We start from the raw sequence: 20540 nt of genomic DNA, 5'->3' as shown, positions 1-20540 counted from the left end.
TTGAATATGCTGGAGATACAATGCCTTTTTGCTAATTATGTTCCAAAAGTGAATAGATATGCGCCAAAAAGGAATAGGAAAGATCTAAAGCTAAGATCGAGATCATCATGGTGGGGCATTTTCTTTTGAAACTTTGTTTAAAGCGCGTTCATAGAGAGTTTTTGTTGATCATAAAAAAGGGGGGTGAAAACGACAAGGCATGTCTATAGGGCTTTATGAGGTCATTATAATATAGATGCTGTTTTGTTTATATTCTTTCATAGAATTTGAATTTTTATCTCATGACAATGTTTTGGTTGATAAACATATGATAAGCGTTACGAATGGGAATATATTTATGTTTCATAAATAAAAGCACATTTTGTATAGAGAGCTCTTTCTTTGTGTTTGCGCTATTGTATTCTTTTGACAAATGCTTTTCTTTTTGATTGTATCAAAAAGTTTAAAGAGAGACCTTGTTAGGATATAAAATGTTTCGTTCAACTTTTTTTAAAAATCGTGAAATCTATGGACCTCTTTGTATTGGATTTGATCCGAGCCATAAAGTTTTGCAATCGTGGAAACTAAGCTTTGATTATAAAGGTCTAAAAGATTTTTGTGATATTCTCTTAACAGCAGTTGTTGGTAAAGTAGGTATTATAAAGCCGCAAGTCGCATTTTTTGAATTATATGGTGTGGAAGGTCTTCAAGCTCTCAAAGAACTGATTGAAAATGCACACGAACAAGGCATATTGGTTCTGGCGGATGCAAAAAGGGGGGATATTGGCTCTACTGCTGAAGCCTATGGTAAGGCTTGGCTTGGTCCAAGTAGTGCGTTCAAGGTGGATGCCATGACAGTTAATCCTTTTTTGGGTTTTGATGCTCTTATTCCTCTGATAAAGGTTGCAGAAGAAACAGGAGCAGGGGTTTTTGTGGTTGTTCAGTCTTCTAATCCAGAGGGGAAACAAATACGAAATGCGCTTATTGGTGATCAGACACTCTCTCTTCATCTTGCACAGTGTATTTGTGATTATAATAGTCATTCTTCGGTTATTCATCATAATATTGGCCCCATAGGTGCGGTTATAGGAGCGACATTAGGATCTGAATCAAAAGACACAATCGAGCAGTTAAAAAATAGTCTGTTTCTCGTTCCGGGTATTGGCGCTCAAGGTGGAACAATGACACAACTAGCAAATCAATTTCCACAAAGACTTTGGCAGAATGTTATTCCCTCTGTATCACGCTCTATTACAGATGCTGGACGAAATATTGTTGATTTAAAAAATGTTATCAATCATTTTGCAGAACAAGCGCAAAGCACACTGATGTCTTGAGGATTTTTGCATCTGTAATAAATCTGAAGAATTCTGAAAGGGAGGGGTTTTGAGGGGGATGCTTCCGATTTATCAAGAATCAACTGTCGCTTTGAGGTTTCTTTCAACAAGCACAGATGTCTTTTCATTGAATGTTAAGCGGGCATTTCATGTTGAGCGGGAGGCTATGTTCCTATTGAAAGTACAAATATTTTCAGTAGATTGCCTTAAGGGTAAAGGTTTGCATCTTTTAAAAGCAAAAGCTTATGCATATTGTTACCAGTTTTCAGTTGATAAAGTTATTGCAGCGTTTGTTTCTATAAGATAGACACACGTTATCGGTGAATATATATTGTTGTTAGAGAAAAATATGTTATCAAAACAAGAAAAAACCAAAGCCCGTTTACCCCGTGGGTTTGTTGATCGTACAAGTGCACAGTTGTATGCAACTGAAACAATGATTGCGCAAATTCGTGAAGTTTATGAACTTTATGGTTTTGAAGCACTGGAAACACCAATTTTTGAATATACAGATGTGCTGGGTAAGTTTTTACCGGATTCAGATCGTCCAAATGCGGGCGTTTTTTCGCTACAAGATGATGATGAGCAATGGATGTCTTTGCGCTATGATCTTACCGCGCCTCTTGCTCGTTATTTTGCCGAGAATTTTGAAGTTTTGCCAAAGCCTTATCGCAGTTATCGTCTTGGCTTTGTTTTTCGCAATGAAAAACCAGGTCCAGGGCGGTTTCGGCAATTTATGCAGTTTGATGCGGATATTGTTGGAACACCAACGGTAGCGGCTGATGCCGAAATTTGCATGATGGCAGCCGATAGTTTGGAAAAATTAGGGTTTCAGCATCATGAATATGCCATTCGTCTGAATAACCGAAAAATTCTCGATTGTGTTTTAGAGAAAATTGGTTTGGGGGGAAATGAGCAGGCTGAAAAGCGCTTAACTGTCTTAAGAGCAATTGATAAACTGGATAAATTTGGTTCTGAAGGGGTGCGTTTGCTTTTGGGAAAAGGGCGTTTGGATGAAAGTGGTGACTTTACAAAAGGGGCGGAGCTTAAGGAAAAAGAGATTGAGTGTATTCTTACCTTAACTGCTGTTGGAGCTGAAACAGCAGAAGAAACGCTTGAGGCTCTTAAAGAAGTGGTTGGTGATCATGTTCAAGGGCGTGAGGGAATTCGTGAGCTTGAGGAAATGCAAGCAATTTTTGCCGCAAATGGCTTTCAGAATCGTATCAAGATTGATCCATCGGTGGTGCGTGGACTGGATTATTATACAGGTCCTGTCTTTGAGGCTACGTTGCTGTTTGATGTTTTCAATGATGATGGGCAGAAAGTTGTTTTTGGCTCCGTTGGTGGTGGTGGGCGCTATGATGGATTGGTGGCACGCTTTCGTGGTGAAAATATTCCGGCAACAGGTTTTTCAATCGGGGTCTCACGCTTGATCGCTGCTTTGCAAAATCTTGAAAAGTTGCCTATGAAGGAGACAACAGGGCCGGTTGTGGTGCTGATGATGGATAAAGAGCCAGAGGCGGTTGCTGGTTATCAAAAAATGGTGATGCAGTTGCGTGGTGCGGGAATTCGTGCTGAGCTCTATTTGGGGGCATCGGGGATAAAAGCGCAGATGAAATATGCAGATCGACGCCAAGCGCCTTGTGTGGTTATCCAAGGCTCACAAGAACGTGAGAGCGGAAAAATACAGATTAAAGATTTGATTGAAGGGGCGCGTTTGTCTCATGAAATTAAGGATAATCAAACATGGCGTGAAAGTCGACCAGCACAAGTGACGGTTGATGAAGATCAATTGGTCAAAACAGTACAGGATATTTTAGCCGCCCAAAAATGATAATGGTAAAAGTCTTTATCGAAGTGATTGTTCGAAATATTTTGGAAATTTGAAATTCAATTTTTAAAATTTGTGCTTTGCTCGTTTATACGTGTTGGTGCACGCGTTCAAAAGCGGGGTTTTGAAGTGCGTGCGGCATAAAAGAGAGATTTTTAAGAGATAAATAAGCACTATTTGCTATAAAACGTGCCCTTCTGAGGATGCGATGATAATGCGTTAAAATGAGCAAAAAAATTGTAACGAACAAAAACTCTGAGAAAATTAAAAGGTTTCACGCAACGCTTTCCCAAAAGTTTATAAAAATATTGACAAGTTCATATTGGCTTCATCTTTGAATTCTCATCTATGAGTATCAAATCCTTTGATGTTCTCTTCTTAGACATTACAAAATTTAGCCTTATTGCAAAAGGAGGAAGAACTAGAGCGTTTTATCCTAAAAGACTTTTTAAGCTTCAAAAAACAATGGAATGACTTAAATCGAACAATTTTTTACAGGAGCATGTTTGGATGAATTGTAAGCTGCCATAATGGTAACTTACTGATAATATGCATTTTTCATAAAGTCAATTCTTTAACGGAGAAATGAAAATGGTCCAATATGATTTTACTCTGCTCTATGAACGAAATCCCTTTATTCTTGAAAGACCTGAGAATATTGGAAAATCATTTAAACTTCCTCCTTCAAATTTCGGATTTGAAGATCTTCCGCAAATTACCTTTTCAGGCGCCTCGTCGTGTCGGCGTATGATTTTTGGGTTATCATTTAGTGGTATGAAAGCATTTTTTGTGATGTTGTGGCAGGTAGGGAAAATGTTAGATGAGGGGGATGATGTGGATTTATGGTTTGATCAGATAACATTGGATCATGATATTCTTGAAGAATTTTTGACTTGCGATCTTTCAATTCAAGAACCAGAATATCTTAATTTTGAAAGTTTTAAAGAAGGTATCAAAGAATTAGAAAAGAATAAAATTGTAGCGAAGGGGACAAAAAAAGATTGTTATTTCATCAATCCAGATATTTTTGGTCTTCCTGAATGTGATGAAGATTTTGAGTTCGATGAAGAGGAAGAGATAGAAGCACACTTTACGGTAGAATACCCGAATAAACAACTCCTTTAATCGTTTTTCTCTTAGAGAAAAATAAAGGCTTAGAATAAATGGCTATGAGAACAGCAATGAGTCTGTTTAGGGTATGTGAATTGGAATGTTTGCGGGATCTGTTTTGATTTAATATTCTCCATGAATGGTTCTTTATGCAGAGCGGTTTTTATGCCATATTTTCTTCTTTTTATGAGACATAAGTTAATTTGAACTGTGCACCTCTTCAAACAAATGTTTGATCTGTATTTTCTTTCTTGGTACTTTTGTGAACTTTGCAGTAATGATGTTCATAGCTCTTGTATTTTGGCGCGTTTACGAGAGGTATTTTTACTCTTTTTAATCGTTTATTCATATGCCAATCCCGCTTGCTAATGAGCAAGAAAATAGTTTTAAGGGATTCAATATAAGAAGGGATAAAATAAAACAATCTTATGATATTCGGCTCCTCTCATTCAATATGCAAAATTATAAATTATCTTTATAAATCAAAGTATTGTTTAATACAAAGTTTTTCTCAGTATGAGAAATTTAGCATTGATCTTGCATATTTCATCAATACGTTAGTCCTTGATGTTTCTGAGAGAGTTTTGCATGAATTTGCGCATTTGGCAATTGCATCCCCATTTTTTGATAGCGTGCAACAGCTTTTAACTCTTTGATTTTTTAGCGCTACAACGGGATTTTTCATCGGCAATTTTCCAAGCTTTTTCAAAGCAGTTAAAACATAAAATATTTATTGAAAAAATTATTGCTGTAATCTTTTTTCACAGAAGGCGTACAATCAACTTATCGGGTCTGTTTTCACGAATAGATGTTGTAAAAAGTCAACGACACAAATCTTCCTCCTCAGAAAATTTGTGTCGTAAAATTTTGTTTAAATAGACGATTGGGGGAATTAGCTTTTCAATGCTTTTAAAACATGTTGTGGTGAAGAAACTTCATAAGGATCTGTTGCACAATTATCTGAAAAACCTGCTTCTTCGAACCATTGTTCAACCACACCATCATTAATAACAGCTGCATAGCGCCATGATCGCATGCCGAACCCAACATTGTCTTTTGCAACCAGCATACCCATTTTGCGTGTGAATTCACCAGAGCCATCGGGAATTAACTTCACGTTTTTGATATTTTGTGCTTTTCCCCAAGCATTCATGACAAAAGCATCATTGACGGAAAGACAATAAATTTCATCAATACCCGCTTGTTTAAATTCATCATAGAGCTTTTCAAAATCAGGCAGCTGAAAGGTTGAGCAAGTAGGGGTAAAAGCTCCAGGAAGAGAAAAAAGAATAACACGCTTTCCTTTAAAGTAAGCATCGCTGTTAACTTCTTGCCACCGATAAGGATTGTCTCCAGCCACTGATTCATCGCGTACGCGTGTGTGGAATGTTACATTGGGAACTGTTTTTTTCATCATCATGATGCTCCTGTATTCTTTTACGAAAATTTTGTTTTAAAACAGCCTTTGTATTTAAAAACATATGGTAAAAAGCGTTTTAAATAAAAGGGCTTCTTTAAAAATTCTTACTTCTAACGAGTGTGCAAATATTTCACACTTCCGTCAAGTAGAATTAATGGTCGACTTTGGATACTCTTCACCTTAAAATTATAGGAAATCATATAAAGGTATTGATATGACCATAAAGACAGTTTTAACCACGGCTTTTGAGGGGCAAAAACCGGGAACGTCTGGTTTGCGCAAAAAAGTGTCTGTTTTTCAACAACCCCATTATGTAGAAAACTTTATACAGTCTCTTTTTGATAACATTGGGCCTCTTGAAGGAAAAATGTTGATTCTTGGGGGGGATGGGCGCACTTTTAATCGTACTATCCTTCAGATTGTGTTGAAGATGGCAGCGGCGCATGGTGTCTCTTGTGTTAAAATGGGAAGGGGCGGTATTCTTTCTACACCTGCTGTTTCGCATCTTATTCGTAAAACTCATGCCCATGGTGGACTCATTCTTTCTGCAAGCCATAATCCTGGTGGTCCAGAAGGAGATTGTGGTATTAAATATAATATTTCCAATGGGGGACCCGCTCCTAATTCTTTATGTGATGCTATTTTTGCAACATCGCAACGTCTTTCTTTTTATAAAATTCTTGAAGCACCAGATATTGATTTAGATAGGCAAGGTACGATCTTTATGGGAGCCATGCGGATTGATATTATTGATCCTGTCGCTGATTATGTTGCTTTGATGCAGGAGCTTTTTGATTTTGACTGTATTGCCAAGGCTGTTGCTCGAGGTCTTACTTTACGGTTTGATGCCATGCATGCGGTAACAGGGCCTTATGCCCATGAAATTTTTGAAAAATGCTTAGGATTTTCTGAAGGGACGGTGGTTAATGGTATTCCTTTGCCAGATTTTGGAGGCGGTCATCCAGATCCCAATTTGGTTTATGCTAAGGATCTTTATGATTTATTGATGTCAGAGCAAGGACCAGATCTTGGCGCCGCCTCTGATGGTGATGGAGACCGTAACCTCATTATTGGTCGTCAACAATTTGTCTCGCCTTCGGATTCTTTGGCTATTATGGCTGAACATGCACACCTTATTAAAGGATATCGAAAAGGTGTTGTGGGGATAGCGCGCTCTATGCCGACGGGGCGTGCTGCTGATCTAGTTGCGGAAAAACACGGATTAAATTTTTTTGAAACGCCAACGGGATGGAAGTTTTTTGGAACCCTTTTGGATGCGGGAAAAGTAACCTTTTGTGGTGAAGAAAGCTTTGGAACGGGCTCTCATCACATCCGCGAAAAAGATGGTTTATGGGCTGTCCTATTTTGGTTAAATCTTGTAGCGGTAACAGAAAAAACTGTCGCACAGATTGTTCAACAGCATTGGTCCACCTATGGGCGTTTTTACACGTTACGGCATGATTATGAAGAAGTCGAAGCAGATAAAGCTTTGGCATTACTAGAGCATTTGCGTGCGCACTTACCACATGCAGGAACTGAAATTTCTGGATTTTTCGTCAAAAAAGCAGATGATTTTACATATCATGATCCCGTTGATCAGAGCGTTAGCACGCGGCAAGGTATACGTATTTTTTTCGAGAATGGAGCAAGGTTGGTGGTTCGTTTGTCGGGAACAGGGACGCTAGGTGCTACTTTACGACTTTATTTTGAACAGTATGAAAGTGATCCGCGCAAACACAATTTTAATCCGCAAGAAGTTCTCCAACCTTTGCAACAGGTAGCACTAAAACTGTTAAACATACAACAAGCATTGGGGCGAGATCGTCCTGATATTATCACCTAAGATCATTGGAATGTTTTTTTGTAAAGGTATGATGATTGATCACATGGATGTGATTTTAGGGGTGTGATTTTATGTGCATAAGGGAGAGCTTAACTCTATTTTTAGGCGAGACTTGTTTTTTCCACCTTTCCATATCAATCGGATTCCTAAAACTGCGGGATTCTTAAAACTAAATGCTGTAGGAAATTATAATCGAGCATAATCGGATCATTTATGTCCAATGGGTTTGCTCAATGGCTTGATAGCAATTTTTGTTTAATAGGGGAATGTTTCTCATACAAAACAAAATACGATCATTGTTGCACATTTCATATGTTTGTTTTAAAGAATCTTCTCTCTCAAGACACTAAAAACGCATCTTATGCGTGTTGCTTTGAAAGGGATAACCGGCCATCCATCCATTGAGCAGCACCATTTTTACGCTTATGAGAGAGTAAGACGGCACCATTATTCACTTTGCCCGCTTTCAATGTTGGCTCTTATATTTGAGAGTATTTAGTATTTTGGATAATCGTTTTACACGGATTTTCCTACTTGTAACATGCAAACAAAAGGCTTTGGTTGTTTCAATGTAAAAGGGGTTGAGAGAATCTCAGCTTATTTATCGGCTCTCATTCAATATACAAAACCATTAACTATGATCATAAATCAGTCTGTTCTCTAACATTATGAATGTTATCTTTACTTAAATAAAAGGTTAAGTTGGGGACATCATTTTCTTGTTTCTCAATGCTGCAATAGTTTTTAGCTCTCTGAGAACGTTTTATTCAGAGATGTTCCTTTTCTAATTGTTTTGTTATCCATTCGTTAATTGCATTGGTGATGTATAAGAAAATGATTTTGATTAATTTATTAGAGAGAATGCAGTGAGTAAATTTTATGATATGCGGGGGGCTTATTTGAGTTGTATAATGATCAATCATTTTTATAAACTTGTGTATAGTATGTGATGATAGCATTCATGAATACAGTTGGCAGATGAGGATTGAAACAAAGGGAAACATTTTTCTAAAATAATGGACAATAAGCACTTCTTGCTTTATGACCAGTCATAATGAATGTTTTTTCTAAAAAAGGGAAATTTATGACCCAATATCCCAAATGTCCTCGTTGTGATTGTCTTTATACTTATGAAGATGGTGAAAATTTTGTGTGTCCTGAATGCGCGCATGAATGGCCACAAAAAAACGATGATACGGTTCTTGCCAATACTGTTTATGATGCCAATGGTTAGATTTTAACAAACGGAGATACCGTTATGGTGATAAAAGATCTGAAAGTAAAAGGCGCTTCATCTGTTTTAAAAGGGGGGACGAAGGTAAAGAATATTCGCTTGGTGGATGGGGATCATAATATCGATTGCAAAATTCCTGGGATCGGTCAGATGAGTTTAAAGTCGGAGTTTGTGAAAAAAGTTTAGGCATTTATCTTCTTGCAATTGTTTTTGCATTTCGTTGGTTTTCTATTTTTACATTCTTCTCTAATTGGGCATATTTTTCTCCAATGGGCTTCTTTTCTTGTTTCATAGATTACACCAATCAGATAGGAGCAATATGTTTTCCTTTATTGCAAAGCCATGTATCGCAGAGAAATAGCGACTCTTTCTTTTCTTTTAATATGGGGTTATGAGGGGACTGGATGTTGACTCATAAGCAACAATAAAAGTGTGCGCTTTATGAGAAAAACAACGCCGTAAAGTAGACAAACTTATTTCTGCTGAATTGAAAAAATATTCTCATTTTTTTATCAGATAATTTCTCAAACAACCATAATAGATCTGGCTTCAATGTATTTATTTTTTATGGGTAGTTACACCTTTTGCGTCATATTTATGGAAATGAGATTGAAAATGATAGAGGAAATTCTTGATTTTAAGAATGGAAAAAGGACGCTATGACCTTGATAAGGTCGTACTGTCATTCATTTTTCAGCTCTTAGTGCTGCAACAGTCTCTTATAAAAGTGTACATAAGAGCTATTAAAAATAGTTTTTGTTATTATCCAGTTTGTGCTGTGTAAGCGGACGATTTTGATTGATGCAATAAAAACAGAATTGAAATAAGAAAAATGTCAGAATTCTCATTCAAGTTGCAAAATGTGATCTTTGTCGAGTGGCTGAAACAACATATTGATTTATAATAATAAATTAGCGTTATTCATATTGAATTAGAACCCCGAATAACGTGGGATTCTCTCATTTCAAATCTGTTCCATGTTGAATCAATTAAAATCACTTGCTTGCACACCACAAGCGGGGCTGGCGTGTGGGTAAAAATGAGGAAAGAAAGGAGTAAAAATGACTCTTATGAATCGTCTTAATGAAAGAGCTGTCGCATCATTAGGGGCTGGCAGATATGATGATGGTGCCGGCTTGCTACAAGAAGTATTTTGCGTGATTTGTCGTTGGAAGCACTGAGAAAGATGAAGCAAATGGGCACTCTATCTTGCAATGTTTTCTTTTTTGTAACGAGGTCGTGTTTTCCTCGTTAAAATTGCATGACAAGATTATAAAACAAAATAAATTTAAAGTGCACATCCATGCATTGTACTTCTGTGTACGTATAAATTGGTTTATTGAAACAACTTATGCTCTTAAAAGGGCAGAAAGCTTTTTAAGGCATATGTGGAGGTGAAAGGTGAGTGAAGGTATCATTATTGGACAGATTTTTTTAACAGTACTCTATTTTTATGGCTGCATGGCTTACTTCGAGAATTTCAGGAATAAAATGACGTAAGATCTTTACATTCCATGTTTGAGCACTGTTGAAGAGGGGCAATCGGTGTGGTTATTTTACCTATTGAGGTCAATATTTATTGTGGCATGGCTTCAACGCCTAAAACTTCAGGGATAAAATGGCGTAAAAGATTTTCAATACCATGTTTGAGGGTTGCCGTTGAAGAGGGACATCCAGCGCAGGAGCCGCGCATATTGAGATAAACAATACCATTTTCAAATCCACGAAAAGTAATATCTCCACCATCATTGGCAACCGCTGGGCGGATACGCGTTTCAAGCAGCTCTTTAATGGTTAAGACAATATCAACATCTTTTTCGTCATAAAATTCTTCGTTAAGGGCATGGGTTTGTGCTTGTGTTGTAGCGTTGGTAGTGATCACTGGCTCATTGGATAGAAAATGTTCCATGATTGTGCCTAAAATGACGGGCTTGAGATGTTGCCATTCCCCTTCTTTTTTGCTTACGGTGATAAAATCATAGCCTAAAAAGACACCATTGATATTGGGAATATTAAACAGTTTAGCCGCCAAAGGTGAGTTTTTAGCTGCTTCTTCAGGGTCACGAAATTCTAATACGCCCTCAGAAAGAACCACGCGTCCTGGCAAGAATTTAAGAGTTGCAGGATTTGGGGTGGTTTCAGTTTGTATAAACATAGATTCTCCTTTTATAACGAAGGCTTGGGAAGATCTTACATTGTAGAATATTATATTTTTTAGGCAATAGATCTAATATCTTCATCGGCAAGATTGCTAGGAATAACAATGACAGGGATTGAAAAAGCTGTTCCTTTATTCCCGATTAATTGAACAAGGGGTCCTGGTCCTTCTGTATGTCCACTGGCTGCTAAAACAATCAGTGCAATCCTTTTATCTTCGTCGATCAGTTTAGAAATCTCATCAATTTTTTTTCCTTCACGCACTACTATTTCTGTTTCAAGCGCATGGGTGGTGCGGACTTCACTGGCAATGTCTCCTAATATTTTATGAGCACTTTGCTTTGATTCTGTACGCATAACGTTGTTTACACCCAGAAAATGTTGAAATTCTACACTATCAACGACACAAAGTAATACCAATGTTCTACTGGTATTTTGGGCATGCTGTGCGGCAAACGCAACGGCACGCCGACACTCTGGTGTTTCATCGATAATAACTAAGTTTTTTTTCTTTGGTTCTTTTTTCGGATTTTGGGGTTTGGAAATCATGCACTTTCTCTATTTTGTACAAACGATTTTTTTTCTCTCTACAGTTTTCAGTTTTATTATTTTTATGTATCGTGCAAAAATCCAATAATTTCACGAATTTTTTTCATATTTTCTTCTGCGAGCATACTAGCACGTTTAGCGCCATCATGCAAAACAGAGTCGATATAATCATTTTCTTGATGAAGGCGACGTAATTCTTCTGTTATAGGGGCAAGCTTATGGACAACAAGGTCGGCTAGAGCTGTTTTAAAATGCGAAAATTGTTGACCAGAAAATTCTAAAAGAATCTTTTCTTTGCTAACTTTGGCAAAGGCGGCATAAATACCAAGCAGGTTATCTACTTCTGGTCGTTCTTTTAAAGCGGCAAGGGTATCGGGAAGTGGAGCCGAATCCGTTTTGGCTTTGCGTATTTTTTTTGCGATAAGATCAGCGTCATCGGTCAAATTAATGCGTGAAAAATCTGAAGGATCTGATTTTGACATTTTTTTCGTCCCATCGCGCAAAGACATAACGCGTGTGGCTGTTGTTCCAATTAGTGCTTCTGGAAGAGGAAAAAAGCCTTGTCTTTTTTCTTCATCTGTTTGCATAGAGATGCCAAAATTTAATTCGGCAATACGCTGTGCATAGTCGTTGTTAAATTTTTGTGCAATATCGCGTGTGAGTTCAACATGCTGTTTTTGATCTTCGCCTACTGGAACATGCGTTGCACGATAGACTAAAATATCAGCAGCCATCAAAGTGGGATAGGCAAAAAGCCCGATGGATGCTTTTTCGCGATCTTTTCCCGCTTTATCTTTAAATTGTGTCATGCGTTGAAGCCAGCCGATACGGGCAACACAATTAAAAATCCAGGCGAGTTCAGCATGTTGAAAAACACGTGATTGGTTAAAAATAATGTGTTTTTGAGGATCAATACCGGCGGCTAAAAAAGCTGCTGTCACTGTTCTGGTGGATTCGCGTAAAGTAAAGGGATCTGGGTTGACTGTGAGCGCATGCATATCCACAACACAATAGAGGCAGTGATGAGAGTTTTGCAGTTCAACCCAACGCTGAATGGCTCCAAGATAATTGCCAAGATGTAAATGACCACTCGGTTGTACGCCGGAAAAGACAAGTGGTGTGAAGGTATCCATAGGAGTGCTCTTTCTTCAATTAAGGTTATTCATTTTATTGTTTTTGACAAAGTATAGATATTATGAGCGTTTTTTCAAATTTTTAAGCGTGTGAAAAAAGGAACGGGTGTTGAATAAAAAATAGGCACTAAAATAGATCAAAAATATGCCAATCATGATCCCAGCTAAGGTGATCGCGCGCAAGAAAAATGATGCTTGTGAGGATAAAGGAAAAGACAAAAAACCAAACACATTCAATCCGTAATAGAGGGCTAGTGCACTCAAAAGAGTTGCCATCATGAGACATAATATTCGCTTTATCAGTTGGAAGTCGTATTTCCAATAACCGCGTTTGATAAGGACACTCCACAGCAAAAGGGTGTTGGCCCATCCAGAGGTAATTTCAGCAATAACAATGCCTCGTGCAGATAGAATAGGAAATAATGTTAAGGCGAGACCGATATTGATAAAAACGCAAATACCTGTAAAAATCATCGGTGTTTTGGTATCTTCATGGGCAAAAAAATTAGGAATAAAGACCTTAATAAGAACAAAAGCTGGAAGTCCTAGTCCATAAAGCTCTAGTAATTGTGCAACATGGTGTGTTGATTGACTGGTAAATTGTCCTCGCTCAAAGAGTAAACTGACTATGGGAGTGGAGAGCAGCAAAAAAGCGATGGATGCTGGAAGTGTTAAAAATAGCGTTAATTCAATAGAGCGGTTTTGTAAATGGTGGGTTTCTTCATGCTTTTTACTTCGCAAAGCGCGTGTTAATTCTGGTAAAAGAACGGTTGCAACGGCAATGGCGATTACGCCTAAAGGCAATTGATAAAGACGATCAGCATACATCAAAGAAGAGACAGCACCCGATTGACTAGAAGCAATATTGGTATTAATAAGCAAATTAATTTGCGTGATGCCACCCGTAATGGCTGCGGGGAATGCTAAAGTTAATAGCTTACGAACATTAGGACTTAAATGGGGCTGGCGGAAGGAAATTTTCATGCCACTTTGACGCAAAGCAAGGGCAATTAAGGTGAGTTGAATAAGACCTGCTGCCAATACACCCCAAGAGAGATTTAAGCCGATATGCCAAGCGTCAAGTTTATAGATCCAAGCATAGGCAAGCACACCAATCAGAATAATGTTTAAAAAGAGTGGGGCAATGGCGGCAATAAAATAGCGTCGCAGTGCATTAAGCATGCCCCCCATCATGGCAGCAAGCGACATGCAGGTTAAATAGGGAAACATGATCGCCGTAAAATGAATTGTAGCGTTAAGCTTTGTTGCATCTTCGGTAAAACCTGGAGCAATAATGGTTCGTACCAAAAAAGGCATACTGAGTTCCATCGCAATCGTTAACAGTAAGAGCAGTGAAAAGAGAACGCCAAACACCTCTTCTGCAAACTTGCATGCCGTTTCGTGACCATCTTCAGTGATTTTTTTGGCAAAAAGAGGAATGAAAGCAGCATTAAAGGCTCCTTCAGCAAAAAAACGGCGGAATGTGTTGGGAAAACGGAAAGCAGCATTAAACGCATCAGAAACAGGACCAGTTCCTAGTGCTGCTGCCATAAGCATTTCGCGTACGAAGCCAAAAATACGGCTCATGAGGGTTCCGGAAGCAACTGTTGCAATTTTTTTAATCAATGTCATAAAGATATATCAACTTTGTTGTAAAAGAGAAGCGATGACAGGAGAAATAAAGCGTTTTAAATCGTAAAAATCTGATCTCTATCCTAATCAAGGATACTTTTTGAAAGCGTTTTACGACGGTGTTTATCTTTCTGTCAACAATGGTGCTTGAAGACTTTTTTTATGCTCCTTGTTTACTGTTGCATTAAAATTTTTATTGTTGCCATAAAATAATTAAAATTTCTTTTTCAAACTGAAATATGGGAGTGATATCATAACAGTTTGAAGAGACATGTAGGGATATATAATGATAATTTCTCTTTATGGTGTGATGTCGTGAATAGTGCAACCCAATGCCGTTCTGTTTTATGTGAGGGGTGTGACCCTATTAAAAGAATGCAAATAAAATAAAAGCGTGGAGCAATACGTAATTTCCATTATTTATTCATTATTAAAAAAAAAACAGCGCTTTAGATGTTTTAAAAAGTCGTAAGGCTAAGCTAAAAGGTGATGGTAAAGCTGGTGATTACTTTTCACTTTTACGGCTTTATGTTCTCCCCAAATGTGGCTGCCTTCCCATTTTAGAGATTACATAAACAAGAGGATAGGAAGACATGATCTTTCAACAGCATTTTTCTTGTTCAGGTTTCTTTTCACAGTTGATGAGGATAAAATCTGAGAAAATAAGATAAAGTTGCTCTCTCATGGTTTCCATTCTCGTTGAGGTGCGATTGATTTGCCGATGAAGGCAAGGGGATAAAGGCTATCATTTTTACCAGAGGGGGCGAAAAAGTTAAAGTTTATGAACCTTTTAGACATTCATTGCCGTTGCTTTTGCGTGCGCCGTTTTGTGAGGTTGAATATTTTCTTGTCTTTTGGGACTCTGATTGACGTTTTCTGTCATTTTTTGCACTTTAATTGCTTCTTTATCAGGCGTGTTGGAACATTTTTTTTCATTGTTTTTCTTTATAGATTGATACTGGTTTGGTGCGAAGCGCTCATCGAATTTATGGTTATAAAAATACATGGGTTGTATATGCTGTTCTATCTCTTTTATCTGCTTGATTATTTCCATAATCTCTTTTGCTTTAATGGTTGATGTGCCAAGACTCTTCGCAAGTCTTTCAGGATTATTTTCTTTTATAGCTTCATGCTCGTTTGAAGATAAGCGCTCATTGATTTTTTTGATATAAGCCCTTATCTCCCCCCTTAATTCAGGAGAGTTTGATAACGTTTCTTGCTGTTGTGCTTTTGACAAGGAAAGGAGATTTTTCATCCAAGCCTTAGGGATTTCTACCGACTGTTCACACCGCCTTTGTTTTACATGATGGGTATGGAGAATGTCTCTTTCTGTTTGTTTAGAAATATTGATATAACGATCAATGGCTCTACAGAGGGGCAAAGTATTTGCTTCAGCATGGGCGCGCGCGTTGTTTTTTATGCCAAATACATTGCTACCAGAAAGCTTAGAAATAGATTGGGGAGAGGTGGCAATTTGATAGGTGAGTTGTTCTCCTTCAGTATGATTTTCATGGATCATCTCAATTCTTTCCCGCAAAATATGACGATTGCCATAAATGATTTGGCACAAAGTTTCTATTTCTTTTCTTCTTGCTTGAATGGAAACGTTGTTTTTTATCCTTGTGGCAATTTCATTGTTGGTAAGGGGGGCTATTGTTTGTGCGGGGATAAGCACTTCTTGCTGGTTTTGAATTTTTGGTGCTGTAAAGGAGAGGGCGTCACCGATTTTTAATGTCTGTATTTGCTCTGGGGTGAGATCTTTTTTATTTCCCAAGATGAAAATGCCGTTGGCATCAAGCATAAAGCCATTGGGTCCACTGCCTCTGTAAAAGCCTTTATAGGTATGACCTTCTTTTGCTGTTATAATAAGATGATGATGAATACTCTCAAGCCCGATATGTTTCATACTGTCCATGAATTCTTTTAAAATAAGTATTTTTTCTGGATTTGAGATATCTTCAAGCAGATGTTTCATTTCTTCTTTATCGTTATGTTTTAGCGATGCAATGCTGGCAAGATTCATACGTTTTTCTGTTACAAGAGAAAAGTCGAGTGTGTGGCCAGCAACTTGCCCAAGTTTTTCAAAAAACATTCGTTGCGTGCGTCCATTGCCTTCTCTGAAAGGATGTGTATAGTTGAGCTGTATCAACATTTCAGTGACATGTTCAACAAATGTTTCGCGGGTTAAGCCTTTTAAACTATTCGTTTCAGCAAGTATTTTATCTAAATTTTCTAGTCTCTCTTGTATCTGTTTTGCTGAGGCAAAAGAAATACCAGCTTTTTTCATCATTGGCATATAAGCAACGGTACCATCTTCAAATGTAAATGGTTTTTCGCGTGTTTGTCCGGCCCATTCAAAAGTATTTTTAAATAGGGTGTGATGAATATATTGGAGATATGTGGAAGTTAGTTTTTGCGGTGGCGCTTCTTGGCGTAGATGAATGATTGCTTTTGTTGTATCATGGGCACATTGCACTTTTAATTTTTTATAGTCTTTTATACCATATTTATTTTTTAAGGTGATACTATTAGGGCAAAAGAAATTACGGTACATTGTCTTATTTTCTTCGGTTTCAGGCGGTGATGATAATTTCTCCTGTAAGGTGAGAGGGACGGTGTCCGTTTTTCTTGTACCAGTATCCCAGTATACCATTGCTTTTTTTGGGGGCTGTTTTGTTCTTTCTTGATGATCAGAGCGTGTTTCCTTTGTCATTTTGACAGATATTGGATTATTTGTCGCTGTATTACTGCTCTGTAAAATGTTTTTTTGAAAATCTTTTTGCATTTGCCTCATAGCGGAAGCCGATTGAGCAATTGGTTGTGCCATTTGTTCTTTTTCTTGTTCTTGCAAACTTTGGGGCATAACTTCAACGCTGTCATGTAAAGCATGAGGGGCAATCCACGGTGAAAAATGGGCTTGTTCTTTTTTCTTTGTTTGAATGGATGCGTTGTCTTTGCTCTTTTCAGTTATTTCATCGTTTTTAAGAGTGGCTCTTTTTTCTTCTTTTTCTTCTGGAAGCAATGTTTTTTGCTGGTTTTTTTCTGGGTTTTGAACTTTTTGTGCTGTAAAGGAGAGGGCGTCACCGATTTTTAATGTCTGTATTTGCTCTGGGGTGAGATCTTTTTTATTTCCCAAGATGAAAATGCCGTTGGCATCAAGCATGAAGCCATTGGGTCCACTGCCTCTATAGGTACCATGATAGGTTTCTCCTTCTTTTGCAACGACAGCGAGATGATAATTTTTTTCATCTAATCCAAGCTCTCTCATAGAGTTGGTGAATTCTCGTAATAGGAGCAATTTTTCTGGATTTGAGATATCCTCAAGAAGATGCTTCATAGGCTCTGGGTTGCCATGTTCCATGGCAGCGGCGCGGACAAAGTCTTTACGTTTTTTGCTCACAAGAGAAAAGTCTAGCTCATGTCCTGCTGCTTGAGAGAGTTTTTCAACAAACAGTCTCTTTGTGCGCCTATTGCCCTCTCTGAAAGGATGCAAGTGGTGCAAATCTATCATTATACCAGCTGCTTGTTCAACGAATTCTTCGCGCGTTAAGCCTTGTAAATTATTCTTTTCAGCAAGCGTTTTATCTAACTTTTCTAGTCCCTCCTGTATTTTTCTGCCAATCGCAAAAGTTTTTGTAAACTCTTTTCTTTTCAAAATGGGCATAGAAGCAACAGTGCCATCTTCAAATGTAAAAGGCTTTTCGCGTGTTTGTCCGGCCCATTCAAATGCATGGGAAAAGAGGCGTTGATGAAGGTATTTTAGATAAGAGGCATTAAACTGCTCTGGTAGAGGTTCTTGGTGCAGTTTTATCATTTCTTTTTTTACATCATTAGAACAGCATTCTTTTAATATTTCGTTATCTTTGATGCGGTATTTATTTTTAAGCACTTTGCTATTGGGGTAGAAAAAATTTTGCGCTTCTTCATTGATTTGCTTTGAAATGGCTGCATTAATTGCAGAGTGTTGTTCTTGCAATTCTTCCTGTGTAGAGGAGGCACAATGTTCTGTGTTTTCTTTCATGCATATTTCCTTTCAAATGGTAACATTATTTTTGAAATCTTCTTTGTTTACATTTTTTGCCTTATATTATTTTCATAGCGTTTTCTTCAAAGAAGAATGCCTATTTGAATGATTGAAAAAATTGATCTTATTCGCATGGAACAAAGTTAAAGTTTATAATTTTGAAGTATTATCGTGAAATTTTATCAATGAATTCTGTAAAATAATGGGGTGTCTTATTCAAAAATTTCTGTATTTCATACACCGTCTTTGGTGCAATCTTGGCAAGATAATTGCACCAAAGTTTTGGATAAAAAGCCAACAATTAGGAGATTTATCACGACAAAGCCATTGCTTTTGATGTTTCGGCTCTGCGCGGTCGAACCTGCGGCTGGTCTTCTTGTCTAGAAGTTTCTGTAATCTCTTTATGCCGCTTTGCTGTTGAGCGTTCAGGCAGCTTCAGGGGCTGCGATAAGCTTTGCTGCTTTTGTAATTTTTTATCGAAATCGGTAGGTGGTTGATAACGTTTTTGTTGTTCTGCCTGATGGTTTTGCACAATGGTTTCTCTTAACTGTTTTACAGTTTCAGCATACTCCTTAATGACGGTACAAAGAGTAGGAAGATTTTCTTCAGCGGCTTTGCGTGCTCCATTTTTTACGCCAAGGACTTGCTTACCAGCAAGTGGAGCAACAGATGCAGAATCCTTTTCAATTTGAAATACAAGCTCTTCTCCCATCTCTGGAATTTTGTGCATATCTTCTATTCTATATTGCAAAATAAATGGATCATTATAAACAATTTGGCACCAATATTGGATCTCTCTTTGACCATATTGAACCGATGGATCTTGTTGAACTCTGCGGGCAATTTCCTCATTTGAGAGAGGCTTTATTTTCTTTTCTGAATTGAGCGGATTTTGTAAATGTTGATTTGTTAGCTCTTCCTCTTGTGTTTGTCGCTGATGTTGTTGTTCCGTGTGAGAACCTTGTAAAATATTTTCACTTTTTGTATATTTTGAAGTATACACATAACCGTTAATGGCAGCACATAGGGTGGGAAGAGTTTCTTCAGCTTTTCTGCGCGCATGGTTTTTTATGCCAAGAACTTTTCTACCAGCAAGCTTAGAAATAGACTTAGGCCGTTCTGTAACATCCCATAAGAGCTGTTCTCCCATATCGGGGTTTTCTTTGATTGCTTCTATTCTTTCATTTAAAATAAGTCGGTCGCCATAAACCTTTTCACTCAAAAATCGTATTTCTTCTTGATATGCTACGAGCAATAGCTCTCTTTCCATTGTATTAATAGATGGTTTTTGTTCGTGAGACGGTTTTGGTTGTTCAATTGCTGTGTGTGGAGAGGAAGTTTTTGGGACGACAGTATCGCTTTGTTTTCTGTTTTGTATACGGTGCGGTTTTCTTGAAGGCGGGACGGCATATGTTCCACTGTCTTGTGATGATGAACTGCTTTGCTGCCTGACTTTCATATGTGATGATATTTTGGGTCTAACACTTGGTTCGTGTGTTTCAGGATTTTGAATTTTTGTGCCGTTTTGTACTCTTTCTCTCATGCGTGGGGGAAGGGGCGGAGCCACTTTTGTCTGTAGAGAAGGGAATTCTTGAGCAGTTGGTTTATTTTGTTCTCTATCTTTTGCACGCGGTGGTCTTTGTGGGGCCATTTTTATGCGCGTGGAGGGGCTTTCTTGGGTTTCATGCTTTTGGATTGTTGTGCCGGTTTGTGTTTTTTCTCTCATACGTGGGGGCGGGGGCGGAGCCACTTTTGTCTGTAGGGAGGGGGACTCTTGAACTGTTGGTTTATGTTGTTGCCTCTCTTTTGCACGCGGGGGTCTTTGTGGAGCTGCTTTTGTGTGCGTGGAGGAGCTTTCTTGGTTTTTTGAGTTGGAGATTGTTGTGCTGGTTTGTGTTTTTTCTCTCATGCGTGGAGGAGGGGGCGGAGCCACTTTTGTCTGTAGGGAGGGGGACTCTTGAACTGTTTGTTTATGTTGTTGTCTCTCTTTTACACGCGGAGGTTTTGGTGGAGCTGCTTTTTTTTGTGGGGGAGGCGTCTCTTGGTTTTTGGCGTTAGGAAGCATTGTGCTGGTTTGAGTGTTTGCTCTCATGCGGGGGGGTGGCGGTGGCGCAACCTTTGGGTGGGGGGATAAATTTTCTGGGCGTTTTTCTACAGTTGCTTTTGGCAAACTTTGAGAAACTTGGGAAGGAGGGGTTCTGGTGGGGGATTGTTCAGCCGGTTGTTGAAATTTTTCCATCATTTCGGTGATAAAAGGGGAGGGATTTCTTTTTTTCATGCATGTTCCTTTC

The 20540-nt window shown here is 38.2% G+C and carries 11 protein-coding genes and 2 pseudogenes; 6 read left to right on the top strand and 7 right to left on the bottom strand.

Annotated elements, in window-relative coordinates:
- The first annotated feature begins 470 nt into the window (after positions 1-470).
- The 3 genes from pyrF to ACFIK4_RS09365 all read left to right on the top strand — a co-directional run bounded on the left by pyrF (position 471) and on the right by ACFIK4_RS09365 (position 4272).
- Positions 471-1316, top strand: a complete 846-nt coding sequence (gene pyrF / locus ACFIK4_RS09375; RefSeq protein ID WP_375675815.1) for an orotidine-5'-phosphate decarboxylase — start codon at positions 471-473, stop codon at positions 1314-1316.
- A 349-nt stretch (positions 1317-1665) separates the two neighbouring features.
- A complete protein-coding gene (hisS, locus tag ACFIK4_RS09370; protein ID WP_375638515.1) occupies positions 1666-3150 on the top strand; it encodes a histidine--tRNA ligase in 1485 nt (494 codons plus the stop codon).
- A 588-nt stretch (positions 3151-3738) separates the two neighbouring features.
- Positions 3739-4272, top strand: coding sequence for a replication protein (locus ACFIK4_RS09365; RefSeq protein ID WP_375613583.1), 534 nt, complete (start codon positions 3739-3741; stop codon positions 4270-4272).
- 877 nt (positions 4273-5149) lie between these two features.
- Here the strand turns inward: ACFIK4_RS09365 and ACFIK4_RS09360 are convergent.
- On the bottom strand, positions 5150-5674 hold the full coding sequence (locus ACFIK4_RS09360; RefSeq protein ID WP_375613588.1) for a peroxiredoxin: 525 nt from the start codon (positions 5672-5674) through the stop codon (positions 5150-5152).
- Positions 5675-5891: 217 nt separating this feature from the next.
- Between ACFIK4_RS09360 and ACFIK4_RS09355 the strand changes: the two genes are divergently transcribed.
- The 3 genes and pseudogenes from ACFIK4_RS09355 to ACFIK4_RS09345 all read left to right on the top strand — a co-directional run.
- Positions 5892-7520 carry an alpha-D-glucose phosphate-specific phosphoglucomutase gene (locus ACFIK4_RS09355; RefSeq protein ID WP_375613582.1) on the top strand — a complete coding sequence of 543 codons (1629 nt, stop codon included), beginning with the start codon at positions 5892-5894 and terminating at the stop codon, positions 7518-7520.
- A 1084-nt stretch (positions 7521-8604) separates the two neighbouring features.
- Positions 8605-8940 (top strand): annotated as a pseudogene (locus tag ACFIK4_RS09350) (zinc ribbon domain-containing protein YjdM).
- 875 nt (positions 8941-9815) lie between these two features.
- Positions 9816-9896: pseudogene (locus ACFIK4_RS09345) on the top strand (DUF4102 domain-containing protein); the annotation flags it as partial.
- A gap of 434 nt (positions 9897-10330) precedes the next feature.
- Here the strand turns inward: ACFIK4_RS09345 and ACFIK4_RS09340 are convergent.
- The 6 genes from ACFIK4_RS09340 to ACFIK4_RS09315 form a co-directional block, all read right to left on the bottom strand.
- On the bottom strand, positions 10331-10909 hold the full coding sequence (locus ACFIK4_RS09340; RefSeq protein WP_375668492.1) for a NifU family protein: 579 nt from the start codon (positions 10907-10909) through the stop codon (positions 10331-10333).
- Positions 10910-10968: 59 nt separating this feature from the next.
- Positions 10969-11460 carry a universal stress protein gene (locus ACFIK4_RS09335; RefSeq protein WP_375612177.1) on the bottom strand — a complete coding sequence of 164 codons (492 nt, stop codon included), beginning with the start codon at positions 11458-11460 and terminating at the stop codon, positions 10969-10971.
- Positions 11461-11522: 62 nt separating this feature from the next.
- Positions 11523-12593 carry a tryptophan--tRNA ligase gene (trpS, locus tag ACFIK4_RS09330; protein ID WP_375613581.1) on the bottom strand — a complete coding sequence of 357 codons (1071 nt, stop codon included), beginning with the start codon at positions 12591-12593 and terminating at the stop codon, positions 11523-11525.
- A gap of 60 nt (positions 12594-12653) precedes the next feature.
- Positions 12654-14225 (bottom strand): murein biosynthesis integral membrane protein MurJ, encoded by a 1572-nt coding sequence (gene murJ, locus ACFIK4_RS09325; RefSeq protein WP_375675814.1) that lies wholly within the window; start codon positions 14223-14225, stop codon positions 12654-12656.
- A 790-nt stretch (positions 14226-15015) separates the two neighbouring features.
- Positions 15016-18246, bottom strand: coding sequence for a BID domain-containing T4SS effector (locus ACFIK4_RS09320; protein ID WP_375675813.1), 3231 nt, complete (start codon positions 18244-18246; stop codon positions 15016-15018).
- Positions 18247-18562: 316 nt separating this feature from the next.
- Positions 18563-20527 carry a BID domain-containing T4SS effector gene (locus ACFIK4_RS09315; RefSeq protein WP_375675812.1) on the bottom strand — a complete coding sequence of 655 codons (1965 nt, stop codon included), beginning with the start codon at positions 20525-20527 and terminating at the stop codon, positions 18563-18565.
- Positions 20528-20540 lie beyond the last annotated feature (13 nt).

The sequence above is a fragment of the Bartonella sp. AP9QHHD genome (assembly GCF_042195625.1).
GTDB lineage: Bacteria > Pseudomonadota > Alphaproteobacteria > Rhizobiales > Rhizobiaceae > Bartonella.
This window is presented reverse-complemented; position numbering and strand designations above follow the sequence as displayed.

Coding starts and splice junctions, on each gene's coding strand:
- ACFIK4_RS09355 (WP_375613582.1), top strand. CDS start 5,892: ATGACCATAAAGACAGTTTTAACCACGGCTTTTGAGGGGCAAAAACCG.
- ACFIK4_RS09360 (WP_375613588.1), bottom strand. CDS start 5,674: ATGATGAAAAAAACAGTTCCCAATGTAACATTCCACACACGCGTACGC.
- ACFIK4_RS09335 (WP_375612177.1), bottom strand. CDS start 11,460: ATGATTTCCAAACCCCAAAATCCGAAAAAAGAACCAAAGAAAAAAAAC.
- murJ (WP_375675814.1), bottom strand. CDS start 14,225: ATGACATTGATTAAAAAAATTGCAACAGTTGCTTCCGGAACCCTCATG.
- hisS (WP_375638515.1), top strand. CDS start 1,666: ATGTTATCAAAACAAGAAAAAACCAAAGCCCGTTTACCCCGTGGGTTT.
- ACFIK4_RS09340 (WP_375668492.1), bottom strand. CDS start 10,909: ATGTTTATACAAACTGAAACCACCCCAAATCCTGCAACTCTTAAATTC.
- pyrF (WP_375675815.1), top strand. CDS start 471: ATGTTTCGTTCAACTTTTTTTAAAAATCGTGAAATCTATGGACCTCTT.
- ACFIK4_RS09320 (WP_375675813.1), bottom strand. CDS start 18,246: ATGAAAGAAAACACAGAACATTGTGCCTCCTCTACACAGGAAGAATTG.
- trpS (WP_375613581.1), bottom strand. CDS start 12,593: ATGGATACCTTCACACCACTTGTCTTTTCCGGCGTACAACCGAGTGGT.
- ACFIK4_RS09365 (WP_375613583.1), top strand. CDS start 3,739: ATGGTCCAATATGATTTTACTCTGCTCTATGAACGAAATCCCTTTATT.
- ACFIK4_RS09315 (WP_375675812.1), bottom strand. CDS start 20,527: ATGAAAAAAAGAAATCCCTCCCCTTTTATCACCGAAATGATGGAAAAA.